Source organism: Zestosphaera sp., assembly GCA_038843015.1.
Taxonomy (GTDB): domain Archaea; phylum Thermoproteota; class Thermoprotei_A; order Sulfolobales; family NBVN01; genus Zestomicrobium.
Map to the genome: position 1 here is coordinate 1 of JAWBSH010000017.1, position 12153 is coordinate 12153.

Here is a 12153-nt window from a genome sequence, read left to right on the forward strand (position 1 = left end):
GCTGTCCACTCTTGTGGATAGCGAGCGCGATGTGTTTGTTGATATAAACAAGGTGAGAGACTCGGTGGATGAGTACATTGACTGGCTCCTAGAGGAGATACATCGGCTTAGGGAACAACTCGGCTACGAAGACGACGACCCGTAAGCCTCCCCGTTTTCCCTCCCCTTCTTTCTTCTTTTTCCTCGCTTGAGGCCTACGCGTTTTAAGCTCTCCTTTTTTCTGTACGCGTGGTTTTTCGAGGCCGGAATGGTTCGAGGCTTAGGGTGGTATACGGGGCTGTTACGAGGCTTGTTTACGGTTGCTTTAGGCTTGTTGCCGTCGCGTTTTAAGCGGACTGCTTCACGAGGCATGGTGATTATCGGTGGGTTTATATACTAGCTTGTTAGTGTTAGTAGTGGAGGTGGAAAAGAGTGAAGAAAAAGGCTGTTACGAGATTTGTAATAGTCGCCTACACCCCGGAGGGGAGGGAGGTAGTCGGGGAGTACCCCCCCTCTGGGAGGGATGCTCCCGGCGCTCCGCGCTACGAAGGCGGAGGGGAGAGATGGTCGAAGTATCAAGAGTTGCTCCAGGACTGGCTCCTGGAGCACAAGGCCGTATCATACGGAGAGGTTTACGCTGATGAAAGGGGAGAACTGGTTTTCGTCGTGTACAGGGTTAAGTGAAGTTAACGCCGTTTACGTCTAAACCTTCCCATTCTTTTTTCTTTTTACCTGTTTTCCTCTTACTTCTTTCTTTTTTCTTCTCCTCGGTTTCACGGTTTAAACGTATACGTACACGTGTAGCCGTCAAACGTAGACGAGGACAAAACAAAGACAGATACGAGGGGTGGGGGAACTTGAAAAGTTCAAGTAACGTTCTGAAGGCTTAAGTGTTGGTGTTTAAATGGTGATGGTGTGAGGGCCGCATGGTATGGCGGGGTCTGGGGGGGTGGAGTAGCGTTTTGGGTGTTTAAGTGTCGTTGTTTAAGCGGTGAGGGTGTGAGGTATGGGTGGGGTGGGGGAACTTGAAAAGTTCAAGTAACGTTCTGAAGGCTTAAGTGTTGCTGGGGGGTTTTAACCGGTTTTACTTTTTCTGTTTAAGGATTTATGGTGTGTTTTCTCTGTTGATGCAAGTTCTTTACGAGGCTGGTTGAGGCCTTACGTCTAAGAAAGCGTTAAACGCGGTGAAAAACGGTTCATGGTGACGAGCTAAAACAGTATGTATGGGATACGTGGACTACTTTGTATTGGAGGTGGAAAAGCTCAGCCAATGATTACCTTAACTATTTTGCCCGGTTCCGTAACTAGTCCTGCGTATAGGTAGGTGTCGGATACGGCTAAGGCGCGAACGTAGTCTTCTCCTGCGTCTAAGGTTAGCGTCGCTACTTTTGTGAATGTTGGTAGGTCTATTTTAACTATTTTGCCCGGAGACGTATTTAGTCCTACGTATAGGTAGTTGCCGGATACGGCTAAGGCGTAAACGTAGCCTTCTCCTGCGTCTAAGGTTAATGTCGCTACTTTTGTGAAGGTGGATAAGTCCACCTTAACTATTTTGCCCGGAGACGTGTACAGGCCAGCGTATAGGTAGTTATTAGATACGGCTAAGGTGCGAACGTAGTTTTCTCCAGTATCTAAGGTTAGCGTCGCTACTTTTGTGAAGGTTGATAGGTCTATTTTAACTATTTTGCCCGGTTCCGTATCTAGGCCAGCGTAGAGGTAGTTGCCGGATACGGCTAAGGCCCAAACGTAGCCTTCTCCAGCAGCTAAGGTTAGCGTCGCTACTTTTGTAAACGTCGTTAAGTCTACTTTAACTATTTTACCCGGAGACATATTTAGTCCTGCGTATAGGTAGTTATCGGAGACGGCAAAACAGTTAACGACGTCTTCTCCAGCAGCTAAGGTTAGCGTCGCTACTTTTGTAAACGTTGTTAAGTCTATTTTAGCTATTTTGCCCGGAGACGTATTTAGTCCTGCGTATAGGTAGTTGCCGGATACGGCTAAGGCTTGAGCTTGGATTTCATCGGTGTCTAAGGTTAGCGTTGCTACCTTGGTGAATGTTGGTAGGTCTATTTTAGCTATTTTGCCCGGAATCGTACGTAGGGCAGCGTAGAGGTAGTTATCGGAGACGGCTAAGGCGTAAACGTAGTTTTCACCGGCGGCTAGCGTTAGTGTTGCTATTTTTATTAGAGGGGGTACGAACTTGCTTCTAAGTTCTGTGGCTCTCCTGAATTTTATTAGGATTTCTGGGCAGTCTTTGGCTATGTGTATGATTAGCACATTGGAGACTTTTGACCTTAACTCTTTGGCTTTGACCGGTTCAGCTAGGTACGTCATGGGGAATTCTTTGGCGATTATGGTTTCAGGAAGAGGGGGAGGGGGTGGAGGAGGAGGTGGAGGAGGAGGTGCGAATGGGGGTGTCTCTATGGATTCGTCGGCTACGGCTGGGTCTTCGTCGCAGGCGAAGGAGCATTGACACGTAGTACTGGTTCCGGCGACCACTATGTGTATTCTGTACTCTGCGAAGAGGTACTCGTTATCAAATGTTATGTCTGGGGCGTCCCATGTCCAAGTGTCTGATACTGAGCCTCCGGCTGAGGCCGGTAGGTTTAGGACGTTGGGGCTTTCGGAGACGGTTATTAGGGTGGCGTTGGAGCCGTCCGGGTTTACGGATTTTGAGAGCCTAACGGCTACCCTGACTGAGAAGGCGTATTTCGTGTCGTTTTCAAGCCTCACCCTGAAAGTCCATGTTCCAGCCTGAAGGGTTCCACTTAGGGTGGTGTCGGTTCTCCATCCGCTTTTGGCTAAGGATATGTCTGGGAAGTCGCCAGCCGTGCTTACTAGGACGCCCGGCCTGAACTTGAAGTAGGTGCATGCGGCTGATTTGCCTACTTTGGCTTTCGTGGTTAGGTCTTCGGAGTACGCTGGGTTGGTTTCGAGCATTTTCCATAGTTCTGTTGCGATGACCTCGTTGGTTAGGAGGTATTTGGGCATTTTTACATGGCCTTAACCCATTTGAAGCCGCACTTCGGCGGCGTCTGGTGTGGGTTGAAGGGGAAGTTCTTGCGCTGTTCAGGTGTGCACCCGTTCGAGGTTATCGGCTGGTCATAGATGTCGCAGTACGCGGCGATGTAGCCTGCGTCCTTACCGCTTTCGAATGTTTCGCCCGCCTTTATGTTTCTTAGGGCGACCCACTTGAAGTGGGGGCAATGTAGGTCGCAGCACCGCCCGCACCTTCGGCATTCGCCTACCTTGACGTACTTCTCGTGGGGGTTGTACGTCAAGGCTGTGTCTACACCTGTTTTTACGCTACCTTTTACGCTACTCTTCTCCTGAAGAACTGGTAGTCGAATGAGCGGTATGTTCCAGCGGTTTGCTGGAGGGTTACCTTTATTCCGTACCTGCCGACGTTTGAGATTACGTGTAGTAACGGTATTGGCTGGGCGTTGCTGAACGTTTCCTCAGCGTACTTCTTGTAGGTTCCGGTTGGTGATATCTTGAAGTACTGCCTTATGACTACGGTGTCTCCGTCCGCCATGTTGGATAGGTCTATGTGGCCTTCTAGGAATCTGGGCGGGTTGCCTTCAACCTCGTCTAGGACGACGTTCTGTTCGCTTCCGTCGGCTGTGAGGGTTCCTTCTATGGGTGTATCGAAGGCCTCTATGTTTGCGAGCCTATCTATCCTTGTCTTTCTGGTTCCTGTTCCAGCCTCGAAGCTTGCGTCCTCACCCATTAAGTCCGTTCTGGGCTGGCCGGTGAAGGCGGTTAGCGTTCGGGTGCTGTATGTCCATATTGGTGCCGGGTCAACTGTGACTACCGGCTTGGGGAAGTCCGGACACATGGTTTATACCTAGGTATAGTGGGGTTTTAGGTCTTTTAAAAGGTTTTCTACGTGTTTGCGTGTTTTAAAGCTATACTCCCTTTGTGAAGAGGTAGTCGAAGGTTTTGAAGGTTCCCGCTGTTTGCTGTATTGTTACCTTGTAGGCGTACGCTGTTAGTCTTGGTGGGAAGTATAGGGCTGGTGCTTCCTGTTTGCCTGTGAAGGTGTCAGACCCGTACCTTTTGTATTCTCCGTCCTCCTTTATTTTGGCGTAGGTGTTTATGGTTATGGTGTCTCCGTCCGCCATGTTGGATAGGTCTATGTAGCCGCTGAGCATGGCTAGTCCTGTGTACTCGAATATGGTTTGTTCGGTTCCGTCGGTTGTTATTGAGCCTTTGCTCACTATTTTGAGTAGCATGGGCGCCAGAACCCTGTCAACTATTTCCTCTACTGGGCTTATTTTTACGCCTAACGCTTGGGCTACGGCTCTGAGCGCTGCGTCGTTTAAGCCTCTGGCTAGATACCAGAGGTAGAGGGCGTCTGCCTGTAGCTGTAGGGCTTTTGAGGTGTAGTTTTTAACTATTTTCCACATTTTTTCGGCGTACCACATGTACTCCTGCATGATTGAGTACTCCGAGGAGAACCTGCTGAGTATTTCCTTGAGGGTGGCTATGAGGTGTTCATGTATTGCTTGGTATTCGGCTACCTTTGGTAGCGCTAGGGGCCTGGTGGCCTTTAGGTACTCCGCGTAGACTTCGGACTTCATCTTTGCGTTCCACATCATGGTTCGCTGTACGGATGACCTTGAAAGCGTCCTTCTCCTTCTGGCTGGCATCGGTGTAAAGCTTGACGCCTACGCTATTAACCTTTGCTGTTTTCCGGTTTAAGGGCGGTAAACGTTAAAAGCGTGGCGATATGTATGGTTGGGTGTGGGTGTTTATGTGTGGAGTACGATGTTGTTGAGAGTTGGGATGGGTTTAAGTGGGCTGTTGGTAGGGGTAGGGGGCATGAGCATGACGTTGAGGTTTTAAGTAAGGGTGAGCTTAGCGTTTTGAGGGCGTTGGGGAGCGTTGCCTCTAAGGATGTGGTTTTCTGTGATGTTGGTGCGTTTGTCGGCTACTATACGGTTAGGCTGGCTGCACGTGTAAGGGAGGTTCATAGTTTTGAGCCTAACCCGGTTTCGAGGGCTACGCTTCTTAGGAACGTTGAGCTTAACCGTTTATCCAATGTTAAGGTGTACCCGTACGCTTTGGGTGATAGGAGTGAGGTTAGAAGGCTGTATTTGATGGCTCCGGGTTCGACGCTGCTTGAGGGTTATGGGGGTTGGGGGTGTGTTGACGTTGAGGTTAAGACGTTGGATGAGGTGTTGGATTGGGTTGACGTTGTGAAGGTGGACGTTGAGGGGTACGAGTGGAACGTGGTTCAGGGTATGATGGGGCTTATACGTAGGTGTAGGCCGTTTATTGTGGTTGAGCACCACGATTTTAGGCATTATAAGATTAATACTTACGGTTTGATTAAGGACTTGTTGAAGCGTGAGGGGTATAGGGTGGTTTACTTGACTGAGCCTCATAGGTTTTACTGGCATGGTTCTAGGCCTGTTGGTGTGGTTAAGCCTTTACTGGTGAACCATTGGGTTAACCATTGTTTGAGAAACGTTATGGAGGGTAGGGATTGGTATTATGGTTTGCCGTATGATTGGTGGTGGGGTATGAGCCTTGTGGACTTCATATATGAGTTGCCGGAGCACGTTGAGAAGGAGGAACTATGGGTTAAACTGCTTGAGTAGCGCTTTTACATGCTTGTTTAGGATTAGCTTAACTATCGAGAACCTTAACTATTTTACCCGGTTTCGTATATAGGCCTGTGTATAGGTAGTTGCCGGAGACGGCTAAGGCCCAAACGTAGTCTTCACCTGCGCAGAAGATTAGTGTTGCCACCTTGGTGAAGGTGGATAAGTCCACTACAACTATTTTACCCGGTTCCGTATCTAGGCCAGCGTGGAGGTAGCCTTCGAGTACGGCTAAGGCCCAAACGTAGTCTTCTCCTGTGTCTAAGGTTAGCGTCGCTACTTTTGTGAATGTTGTTAGGTCTATTTTAACTATTTTGCCCGGAGACGTATCTAGGCCAGCGTATAGGTAGTTGCCGGAGACGGCTAAGGCGTAAACGTCGTCTTCTCCTGCGTCTAAGGTTAGCGTCGCTACTTTTGTAAACGTCGTTAAGTCTACTTTAACTATTTTACCCGGTTCCGTATATAGGCCTACGTAGAGGTAGGTGTCGGATACAGCTAAAGAGTTAACGTAGTCTTCTCCTTCGTCTAAGGTTAGCGTCGCTACTTTTGTGAAGGTTGATAGGTCTACCTTAACTATTTTGCCCGGAGACGTAAGTAGTCCTGCGTAGAGGTAGCCTCCGGAGACGGCTAAGGCGTAAACGAAGTCTTCTCCTGCGTCTAAGGTTAGCGTCGCTACTTTTGTAAACGTCGTTAAGTCTACTTTAACTATTTTACCCGGAATCGTATATAGGCCTACGTAGAGGTAGTTGCCGGATACGGCTAAAGAGGTAACAAAGTCTTCATCGGTGTCTAAGGTTAGGATTGATACCTCTATGAACCTCGTTAAGTCTATTTTAACTATTTTACCCGGAGACGTATCTAGGCCAGCGTATAGGTAGTTGCCGGATACGGCTAAAGAGGTAACGTAGTCTCTTTCGGCACCTAGTGTTAGTGTTGTTACTTCGGTGAAGGCTGTTAAGTTTACTTTAACTATTTTACCCGGTTCCGTAACTAGTCCTGCGTATAGGTAGGTGTCGGATACGGCTAAGGCGCGAACGTAGTCTTCTCCTGCGTCTAAGGTTAATGTCGCTACTTTTGTGAATGTGGATAGGTCTACCTTAACTATTTTGCCCGGAGACTTATTTAGTCCTACGTATAGGTAGTTGCCGGATACGGCTAAGGCGTAAACGTAGCCTTCATCTGCGTCTAAGGTTAATGTCGCTACTTTTGTGAATGTTGTTAAGTCTACCTTAACTATTTTGCCCGGAGACGTGTACAGGCCAGCGTATAGGTAGCCTCCGGATACGGCTAAGGTGCGAACGTAGTTTTCTCCAGTATCTAAGGTTAGTGTCGCTACTTTTGTGAATGTTGTTAAGTCTATCTTAACTATTTTGCCCGGAGACGTATCTAGGCCTACGTATAGGTAGTTGCCGGATACGGCTAAGGCCCAAACGTAGCCTTCTCCAGCAGCTAAGGTTAGCGTCGCTACTTTTGTAAACGTCGTTAAGTCTACTTTAACTATTTTACCCGGAGACATATTTAGTCCTGCGTATAGGTAGTTGCCGGATACAGCTAAACAGTTAACGACGTCTTCTCCAGCAGCTAAGGTTAGCGTCGCTACTTTTGTAAACGTCGTTAAGTCTATTTTAGCTATTTTGCCCGGAGACGTATTTAGTCCTACGTATAGGTAGTTGCCGGATACGGCTAAGGCTTGAGCTTGGATTTCATCGGTGTCTAAGGTTAGTGTTGTTACCTTGGTGAATGTTGGTAGGTCTATTTTAGCTATTTTGCCCGGAATCGTACGTAGGGCAGCGTAGAGGTAGTTATCGGATACGGCTAAGGCGTAAACGTAGTTTTCACCGGCGGCTAGCGTTAGCGTTGCTACTTTGGTGAATGTTGTTAAGTCCATTTTAACTATTTTGCCCGGAGTCGTAGCTAGTCCCGCGTAGAGGTAGTTATCGGATACGGCTAAGGCGTAAACGTAGTCTTCTCCTTCGTATAAGGTTAGCGTCGCTACTTTTGTGAAGGTTGATAGGTCTACCTTAACTATTTTGCCCGGAGACGTATCTAGGCCAGCGTATAGGTAGGTGTCGGATACGGCTAAGGCTCGAACCTTGTCTTCACCACTAGCTAGTGTTAGTGTCGCTACTTTTGTGAAGGTTGATAGGTCTACCTTGACTACTTTTCCCGGCCACGTTTCTAGACCCGCGTACAAGTAGTTATTGGATATGGCTAAAGAGAGAACACCGTTTTCATCTGTGCCGAAGGTTAAGGTTGATACTTTTGTGAAGGTGGATAAGTCCACCTTAACTATTTTGCCCGGAGACGTGTACAGGCCAGCGTATAGGTAGTTGCCGGAGACGGCTAAGGCGCGAACGTAGTTTTCTCCAGTATCTAAGGTTAGCGTCGCTACTTTTGTGAATGTTGTTAGGTCTATTTTAACTATTTTACCCGGAGACGTATCTAGGCCAGCGTATAGGTAGTTGCCGGATACAGCTAAAGAGTTAACGAAGTCTTCTCCTTCGTATAAGGTTAGCGTCGCTACTTTTGTAAACGTCGTTAAGTCTATTTTAACTATTTTACCCGGAGTCGTCCATAGGCCTACGTATAGGTAATTACCGAAGACGGCTAAGGCGCGAACGTAGTCTTCTCCAGTATCTAAGGTTAGGATTGATACCTCTATGAACCTCGTTAAGTCTATTTTAACTATTTTACCCGGAATCGTAAGTAGTCCTACGTATAGGTAGTTGCCGGATACGGCTAAAGAGGTAACTAAGTCTTCACCGAGGCCAAGGGTTAGGGCTACTACTTTAGTTATTACTTTAGTTATTACTTTGATTATTTCCTTGGTTAAGGGTAGTTTTGAGAGTATGTCTGCGGCTTCGGCTAGGCATGAGGCTACCTCGTTGTAGTCGCTTGAAAGTACGTAGTCTCCGTATTTAACGGTGCGTATTCTGCTGACCCTTTCTTTTAATGCGGCTATTCTGGCCTGCACCTCCTCCTTGGTTGCCACGTGTTTTCACCATGTGGCTTCGCTGCATACCCTTGACAGTTCGTCGCATATTTTCAGTAGTACGAGTACTCTGTTGTTGTGGTCTTCGGGCATTATGGTGTCTCCGTAGCTGACGTAGCGTACTTCGTAGCCGTATATGACGGGCATATGCGGGTTGTTTAGGCTGTTCTTGGGGGTGCTGTGAAGAATTCTTCCCATTCCTTCGGGGTTTTAAGCTGGCTTGAAGCCGTCTTGTACGCGTTGCACTTCTTGTATGCGTCCTCTATTAGGTTTGCGCATACGTTGTTGTATTTTTCCATGTCTACTTTCTCGTTGCATCTGCCTATTAGGGGGCATCTGGCCATGTGGCTTCACCTTACTGTTTTTGGGTTTGGAGGTGTATTAAACCTTTAGGTTTTCATGTATTCTTTTATGTCGAAGCCTAGCTCCATCGCTAGCTGGCTTAGGGTGAATATTATTACTCCCATTACTGTCCATTGGACTCCGCTTAGGGCTATTAGGTTTACGGCTGCTAGGTTGAAGACTGCGTATCTAACCACGGTTTTAAAATGTTTTCTAGCTGAGAACGGCTCGTTTTCCTCGGCTACCAGCAGGAAGCCTATGGCTCCACGTATCGCTCCTATTACGAGTGCGGTTATGACTATTATTGGTTGTAGCTCGGCTACTAATACGGGCGTTTATCTTCACCTCCTACATTAATAGTTTGAGCACGTATATTAATATTGATAGGGTTACCGTTTCAAGCGTTATGAGGATTTTGAGGGCCATATCGTGCTGTCCAAGCTTGAAGAGTACGAACTCGCGGAACTCCAGTTCGCTGTTTATGTTTATGTTTATTTTGCGTTTACTCATGTAGGTATCCTCCGAGCCTTCTTCGGACGCGTAGCTTGGCTATAAGGTTTAATGGTGTTGGGAGGGGTTTAGGCGTTATGTATTTGACGCTGCGCATCATAACCTTTCTCCCCTCGGTTTTATGCCTCCAGCTTTGCTTTAACGGTTTACCGGTGTACACGTAGTCTATCATGGCTTTTACGGCCTCCTCGTGCTGCTTTACGTACTTCTCGTCTACGCATAGGTCTTTCTGCACCTCCGTGTTTAGGAGGGTTCCGTAGTAGTTCCTGTTGAAGACTATGGCCGGTATGTAGTGTTCCTTGCTCCAAGGATACCATACCCATGGCGGTACTTCTCTATCCATGGTTGTCTCGAAGACGTATAGGCCTTTAAGGTAGGTGTTGCGCCACAGTATGAAGGCGTGGCCCCAGTAGGTTCCGTCGTAGTAGTATCCTATACACGTGTAGTACCTTTTTGGGTCTGGTTTTTCCATGTTTACAACGTTTTCCAAGGCTGAGGCCAAAATGAACGATGTATCTTCACAGTCTCCTGCTTTGAATGTTGATATGGTTTCGCTTGGTGTTAGCCAGAAGTCTATCCTTTTGAATACTTCTGTGTCGTAGCGGTATGGTATGTTTACGTTTACGTAGCTCCAGCAGAAAACCGCGAGTATGTTTGCTAGTCCGTAGCGGTTTACGTAGCTGTACCATTTTTCGTCTTCTCTTAGTAGTTTTGCCAGCTTTGAGACTGCGTTTGTGAAGACTACTTGTGCCCCGTAGGATGATGGGTCTATGAACTCTGTTAGGTACATGTCTCCTACGTTGACGGGGTTACCGGCTACGTATAGTACGCGTTTATTTTTTGTGAGCACGTGTCTATCTATGTTTAGAGGTATTTGAGTGTTATGTCTCTTAGGGTTTCGCCTATCCTGTTCCATGTATACTTGTTTCTTATGTGGGTGTTTGCGTATTCTTTTGTTTTGGCCTTGTATTCTTCTAGGTTATCAATTATTGTTAGGGCTTTGTCTACGGCTTTGTCTATGAGCATTTCGACGCCGTGGCCGTCGTGTATGGGGTTTCCCTCTAGGACTGGGGGGCTTCGTTTTGATGGGACTAGGCCCCATGATGGTACGTAGTCCTCCCATGAGCCTCCCCTTGCGGCTATGACCGGTATGCCTCTGGCTAGTGCTTCTAGCCCTGAGTGCTCGAAGCCTCCTCCCCTGCTTGTTAGTAGGAAGAGGTCTGCCGCGTCGTATATGCTTATTTTTTCACGTTCTGTGAACCATTTTTCCACTATGGGGGGCTGCATGGATTCTTCGAGTACTCCTCCTGCTTTTTGTACCGTCGGCGGTATGATGCCTAGTCCCTTCATGGTTTTAACCATGAGTATTGTGTTTCTATGTTCCCTCACTATTCCCTTGTATACTTCTATTAGTATGTCTAGGCCTTTTCTGAAGGGGCTATGTATTATGAAGGCTAGTAGCACTTTCGCTCCGGTCTCCCCCTTTTTTGTTTTCTCTACATGTGTAAGTGGGCATGGTTGTTGTGGGGGTAGGTCTATCCATTCTTCTGTTACTCCGTGCGGTACTACGTGGACTGGTGTTTTTACGCCTGAGTTTACGTATGCCTTGTAGCAGAAGTTTGATGGTACTATCATGGCTGTGGCCATGTTTGCCAGTTCTACGGCTCTGTTTGTTATGTGGTCTCCGTCGGCTACGTCTACGCCTATTATTCCCTTGAAGCGTGTCATGCGTCTTGATAGTCTTTTCTCCTCTCTATCCATTACGTAGAAGTAGGGGTGTAGGTATATGAGTGGACGGCTGACTATTTCGCTTACGGGTAGGGCGTTCTCGTCTATTGCGTACGCTCTGAACCAGCGTTTTAACTGTTGGTAGTGGTTTTCGCCTACAAAGCTGAAGCTTACATGTTTGTACCTAGGGTAGACTACGTAGACGTAGTTTCTCGTCCTTTCAACCATCATCTTGTAATAGTCTACCATTTGAAGGCGGCCCAGTAGAGCCTTACGTTTTCGGTTCCGCTTGGAGGCGGGGTTTTGAAGATTACGGTTATGTTTGTATCGTCAGCTAGGATGTAGTCTACGTCGGGTAGGTCTGGTGCGGCTTTTTGAACTGTTACCGATGCGGGTTCGGCTTCTAGGTTGTGGGGTATGTTGAAGGTTGTGGTTGAGCCGTCTCCGTTGAACTTGGCCAGCCCGCATTTGACCCTTTTGTCTAGGTCTTCTAGTGCGTCTACTACCCTGTTCCATTCCTCCGGGCTTAGGACTTCGACTCCTTTATATGCTAGTTTCCATCTCGACGTATGGGTTCCTCCTACTTTAGCTCTTTTAACGGTTTGGGGGTTGTGGTCGGTTTGGCTGATGGTTTACCTGTTGAAAGGGTTGAGGCTATTGATTTCTCTATTTCATCCATGGTTTTTAGTAGTGATTCTATTTTTTTATCGGTTTCACTCACGTGTTACCCCCTCCTTTTTAGGCGTCTCGCTTTTCTCATCCCCGCTATGGCTTTGTAGAACATTATTTCGTCGTCTCCTAGGCCCCATTCTTTTAGCGCGTTTAGCTCGTTTATGAAGTCGGCTTCTGTTATTACGTCCTCCACGAAGTCGGTTATTAGCTCCGTTACGTAGCGTCTTACTTCGTCGTAGACTGGCCTTACGCGTATGAACTGTTCCCACATCGCTTTAAGCGTGTTTTTGGTTGCCGCGTCTACGGGCATGGCGTCTATCA

At 47.6% G+C, this 12153-nt stretch carries 13 protein-coding genes; 2 read left to right on the plus strand and 11 right to left on the minus strand.

Annotated features, from left to right (window positions below):
• Window positions 1-411 precede the first annotated feature (411 nt).
• Window positions 412-663 carry a hypothetical protein gene (locus tag QXL29_08130; protein ID MEM2284553.1) on the plus strand — a complete coding sequence of 84 codons (252 nt, stop codon included), beginning with the start codon at window positions 412-414 and terminating at the stop codon, window positions 661-663.
• A 579-nt stretch (window positions 664-1242) separates the two neighbouring features.
• Here QXL29_08130 and QXL29_08135 read toward each other — a convergent pair.
• From QXL29_08135 to QXL29_08150, 4 genes are all read right to left on the minus strand, one after another.
• The gene (locus QXL29_08135; GenBank protein MEM2284554.1) at window positions 1243-2970 is read right to left on the minus strand and encodes a hypothetical protein; all 1728 of its coding nucleotides are present in this window, start codon (window positions 2968-2970) and stop codon (window positions 1243-1245) included.
• 2 nt (window positions 2971-2972) lie between these two features.
• Window positions 2973-3260 carry a hypothetical protein gene (locus QXL29_08140; GenBank protein ID MEM2284555.1) on the minus strand — a complete coding sequence of 96 codons (288 nt, stop codon included), beginning with the start codon at window positions 3258-3260 and terminating at the stop codon, window positions 2973-2975.
• 32 nt (window positions 3261-3292) lie between these two features.
• Complete coding sequence (locus QXL29_08145; GenBank protein ID MEM2284556.1) at window positions 3293-3817, minus strand: hypothetical protein; 525 nt, start codon at window positions 3815-3817, stop codon at window positions 3293-3295.
• A gap of 70 nt (window positions 3818-3887) precedes the next feature.
• Complete coding sequence (locus tag QXL29_08150) at window positions 3888-4580, minus strand: hypothetical protein (GenBank protein ID MEM2284557.1); 693 nt, start codon at window positions 4578-4580, stop codon at window positions 3888-3890.
• Between the two features lie 159 nt (window positions 4581-4739).
• Between QXL29_08150 and QXL29_08155 the strand changes: the two genes are divergently transcribed.
• A complete protein-coding gene (locus QXL29_08155; protein ID MEM2284558.1) occupies window positions 4740-5585 on the plus strand; it encodes an FkbM family methyltransferase in 846 nt (281 codons plus the stop codon).
• 28 nt (window positions 5586-5613) lie between these two features.
• Here the strand turns inward: QXL29_08155 and QXL29_08160 are convergent, their stop codons facing one another.
• From QXL29_08160 to QXL29_08190, 7 genes are all read right to left on the minus strand, one after another.
• Complete coding sequence (locus tag QXL29_08160) at window positions 5614-8580, minus strand: hypothetical protein (protein MEM2284559.1); 2967 nt, start codon at window positions 8578-8580, stop codon at window positions 5614-5616.
• A gap of 158 nt (window positions 8581-8738) precedes the next feature.
• Complete coding sequence (locus tag QXL29_08165) at window positions 8739-8924, minus strand: hypothetical protein (GenBank protein MEM2284560.1); 186 nt, start codon at window positions 8922-8924, stop codon at window positions 8739-8741.
• Window positions 8925-8969: 45 nt separating this feature from the next.
• Window positions 8970-9119 carry a hypothetical protein gene (locus QXL29_08170; protein MEM2284561.1) on the minus strand — a complete coding sequence of 50 codons (150 nt, stop codon included), beginning with the start codon at window positions 9117-9119 and terminating at the stop codon, window positions 8970-8972.
• Window positions 9120-9424: 305 nt separating this feature from the next.
• On the minus strand, window positions 9425-10282 hold the full coding sequence (locus tag QXL29_08175; protein ID MEM2284562.1) for a hypothetical protein: 858 nt from the start codon (window positions 10280-10282) through the stop codon (window positions 9425-9427).
• 14 nt (window positions 10283-10296) lie between these two features.
• Window positions 10297-11409 carry a hypothetical protein gene (locus tag QXL29_08180; protein MEM2284563.1) on the minus strand — a complete coding sequence of 371 codons (1113 nt, stop codon included), beginning with the start codon at window positions 11407-11409 and terminating at the stop codon, window positions 10297-10299.
• Between the two features lie 331 nt (window positions 11410-11740).
• Window positions 11741-11881 (minus strand): hypothetical protein, encoded by a 141-nt coding sequence (locus tag QXL29_08185; protein MEM2284564.1) that lies wholly within the window; start codon window positions 11879-11881, stop codon window positions 11741-11743.
• Between the two features lie 3 nt (window positions 11882-11884).
• On the minus strand, window positions 11885-12153 hold a 269-nt coding region (locus QXL29_08190), incomplete at its 5' end, for a hypothetical protein (protein MEM2284565.1).